This is a genomic window from Gemmatimonas sp. (assembly GCF_044345575.1).
Classification (GTDB): Bacteria; Gemmatimonadota; Gemmatimonadetes; order Gemmatimonadales; family Gemmatimonadaceae; genus Gemmatimonas.
Genome location: NZ_JBIJAW010000372.1, coordinates 1 through 3,111, shown reverse-complemented (window position 1 = coordinate 3,111; position 3,111 = coordinate 1). Strand labels below are relative to the sequence as shown.

2 protein-coding genes are annotated in these 3,111 nt (G+C 69.6%); both read left to right on the top strand.

The features are described 5' to 3' along the window. The first annotated feature begins 270 nt into the window (after positions 1–270). The gene (locus ACIQ6O_RS15310; RefSeq protein ID WP_396208644.1) at positions 271–2,304 is read left to right on the top strand and encodes a hypothetical protein; all 2,034 of its coding nucleotides are present in this window, start codon (positions 271–273) and stop codon (positions 2,302–2,304) included. After that, positions 2,301–3,111, top strand: an 811-nt coding sequence (locus tag ACIQ6O_RS15305; RefSeq protein WP_396208643.1) for a hypothetical protein, incomplete at its 3' end; no start/stop codon positions are given. The genes ACIQ6O_RS15310 and ACIQ6O_RS15305, both read left to right, overlap by 4 nt.

Sequence of the window (3,111 nt, the reverse complement as noted above, 5' to 3'; positions counted from 1 at the left end):
CAGTCCCTTCATGACGTAGATGAACTGCGGAGCCATGGAGTACGTGACAGGGGAACGGTACGGCCACCCGACTGGCGGCCACAACACGAGGTGAAATCTAGGGAATCGCGGAAGCGCCGCGCCTTTCGGACACCGGATCGCCGAAAATCACCGATTTTCGACCAAAGGAACACCAAACCGCGGGTTTCCGCCCCGCGACCATCCCGGAAATGCGGTGACGCTCTGGACTGCCGGTCGTCGCCTGAATAGCCGATATATGAAGCTATCTCCATGTCCGTCCCTGTCGCCGCGCCGACCGCCTCGCCCATCCTGAGCGTGCTCACGCGCCTGGCTCTCGCCATTGCGAGACGCCGGGCGTACGGCGACGTGCACCCCATGGTGCAGCAAGCCGACGACCAGCTCACCGAGGCGCTCACGCGGCATCTGGCCAGCGAGGGGACGTTCTCGCTGGCCGTGGCGCATCGCGAGTTGCTGGTGGACGGCCAGCCGGCTGAATTCGGCGCCGTGTCGCAGGATCTCGCGACCCGCCTACACCAGATGAACATCGGCGCCGCGCGCTTCTCCCCGGGGGTGAACCGCGAGGCCATCGCCGCATTCGTACGCTTCGTGGCCCGCCGGGCCGCCGATGTGCGCCCCGACGAACCGCTCCCCGACCTCCCCGGCATCGTCCTCGGCCGGCTGGACTTCGACCAGCTGGGGCTGGCCGATGACGAAGCCATCGAGGCGGAGACCACGCAGCTTTGGCGGTCGCTGGCGGAACGGGTCTTCGCGGCGGTGCAGGCCGACGGTACGGCACACGACCTGGATGGATCGCCGGCCACGATCGGCGCGGCGCTCAGCGAGGCCGCCGAGAATGGGGAAAGTGCGCAGGCCGCCTTCGAAGCCCTGAAGGGGATGGCGGAGCAGGTGGCGATGGCCCCGCGGCGCGTGCGCGACGAGATCGGCGAGCGGCTGCAGGCCCTGCTCTCGGTGACGGAACAGAGCGTCATCGTCGCCGCCCTACGGGCTGGCGGCACGGTGCCGCGGGCGCGATTGGTCGCGAACGTCGTGGACGTCCTCCCCGCAGCGGCCGTGGTGCGCTGGCTCAATTCCGCGGCCATGGCGTCGGGGCGCGACCTCTCGCCGCACCTGCTGCGCCTGCTCACCAAGATGTCGGTGCATTTCCGCGGCCGCCGCCCGGAGGCCGTCGCGGAGCAGGTGCGCGAAACGGCGCGCGATCTGGTGGAAGGGTGGGACCTCAACGAACCCAATCCGGAAGAGCACGCGTCGCTGCTGGAGACGCTGGCGGGATGGAGCGCCCGTGGGGGCGAGACCGCGTCATCGACGGGCGATATCTTCTCGGACCCGCGGTCGCAGGAAGCGTCTCGGCTGGTGCAGATGGCCATCGAACTCGACGTCGTGTCGGAGGATGCGATGCTCGCGGTGCGGCGCCTCGCCGACGACGGGCACGCTACCGCCGTGCTGTCGTGGATCGAGCGCGGCGCCTCGATCGAAACCGCGGCCCTGCTGCGGGACCAGACCTTCACCCCGGCGGCCATCCTGCAGGCGCTGCTGGCGGATCCGCTCGATGTCGCCGCGGTGCGCCAGATCCTCGAAGCCACACCGCCGGAATCGACCAGTGTGTTGCTGGAGGCGCTGGAACGCAGCGAGTCCCGCACCGGGCGCCGCCTCATCTACGACCGGCTGCGCGCCATGCCGGCCTCCATCGTGCCCACCGTGTACGAGCAGCTCAGCCGGCCGGTCACGTGGTACTTCGCGCGTAACCTCCTGGCGCTCCTGCGCGATCTGCTGGTCGCCGAGCCGGCCGCGGCCACCGGCTTCTCGGTGGGCCCGGTGCTGCTGTTTCAGCGGCACGAGCACGTGGCCGTGCGCCGCGAGGCGGTACGCCTGCTGGTGCAGTTGCCCATGACCCGGGCGTCGGCGTTGCGCCGCGCGCTCGATGATCAGGAGATCGACGTGTGTCAGACGGCCGTCGATGCCGCGTTCGCGTCGCGTACCGAAACGTGGCCGGCCGACGTGGCGCAGCGGTTGCTGGCGATAGCCGACGACAACACGATCGACGTGGACTTTCGCGAGAAGGCCGTGCGGGCCGTGAGTGGGACGGTGACCAGCGAGGTGCGTACGTGGCTGGTGGCCCATGCGAGCCGCAAGTCGGCGTTGCGCGGTGCCCTCAAGCTGGCCCCGACCTCCCCGACCGTGCGCGCCGCCTTGCGCGTGCTGACGACCCGCCACGGCGATGCCGCCGACGCCGCGCCGGTCATTGCGCTTGCCCGAAAGGCCGGTGTCACCGGAGCCGGAGCATGACGGGCCTCGCCCCCACGCCCACGGGATCGGGCGCGCCGACCTTCCGTCCGGTCATCGAGTTCCTGCTCAGCCTCGCCCAAGCGCTCTCGGCGCGCACGTTGTACGGTGGCGATCATCCGTCGCTCACGGGTAGTCGGGCCCGCGCATACGAGAAACTGCAAACAGCCCTCACCGCCTGGCCATCGCTGCGGCTCACCCTGCTGGACAACGATCTGGTGGTGGGCCGGCAGGTGGTGTTCGAGATGCGCCAGTGGGAACTGGGGGAGCGGCTCTCGCGCGCGGGCGTGCAGCGCATCGAGTTCACCAACGACACGCTCGACGACGCGGTCTTCGGCGAGCTGCTGGGCGTACTGCATCGGGCGCTCATGCCCTCAGCGCCGCCGCTGCAGCAGGCGGTGGTACTCGATGGCGTGCGACTGGGTCCGGTCGCCCTGCTCAACGCCGAGGAGCAGGACGGTTCGCGGTCGTCGCCCGGCGCTCCGGGCACGGCGCCCACCGACGAATCGCCATTGCTCGAATCGCTGATCGCCGAGGGCCTCGCCGAGGAACTCGACGCGATGCAGTGGATCAGCGACGAAGCGGGGCTCACCGGCCGCGTGCCCATGGGAGAAGTGGAAGCGGTGATCCGGAGCCTCTCCATGGCCATGCAGGCGGAACAGGCCACGCTGCTCCCGCTGGTTTCGCTCAAGTCGGTAGATCAGTACACCACGGTGCATGCATGCAACGTGTCGATGCTGTCGATGGGGCTCGCGGAAGCACTGGGCTTCAGTTCCCGCGACGTGCGCTCGGTGGGGACCGCAGCCCTGC

Excerpts from the sequence above, each read along its gene's own strand:
- ACIQ6O_RS15310 (WP_396208644.1), top strand. The coding sequence starts at position 271 with ATGTCCGTCCCTGTCGCCGCGCCGACCGCCTCGCCCATCCTGAGCGTG.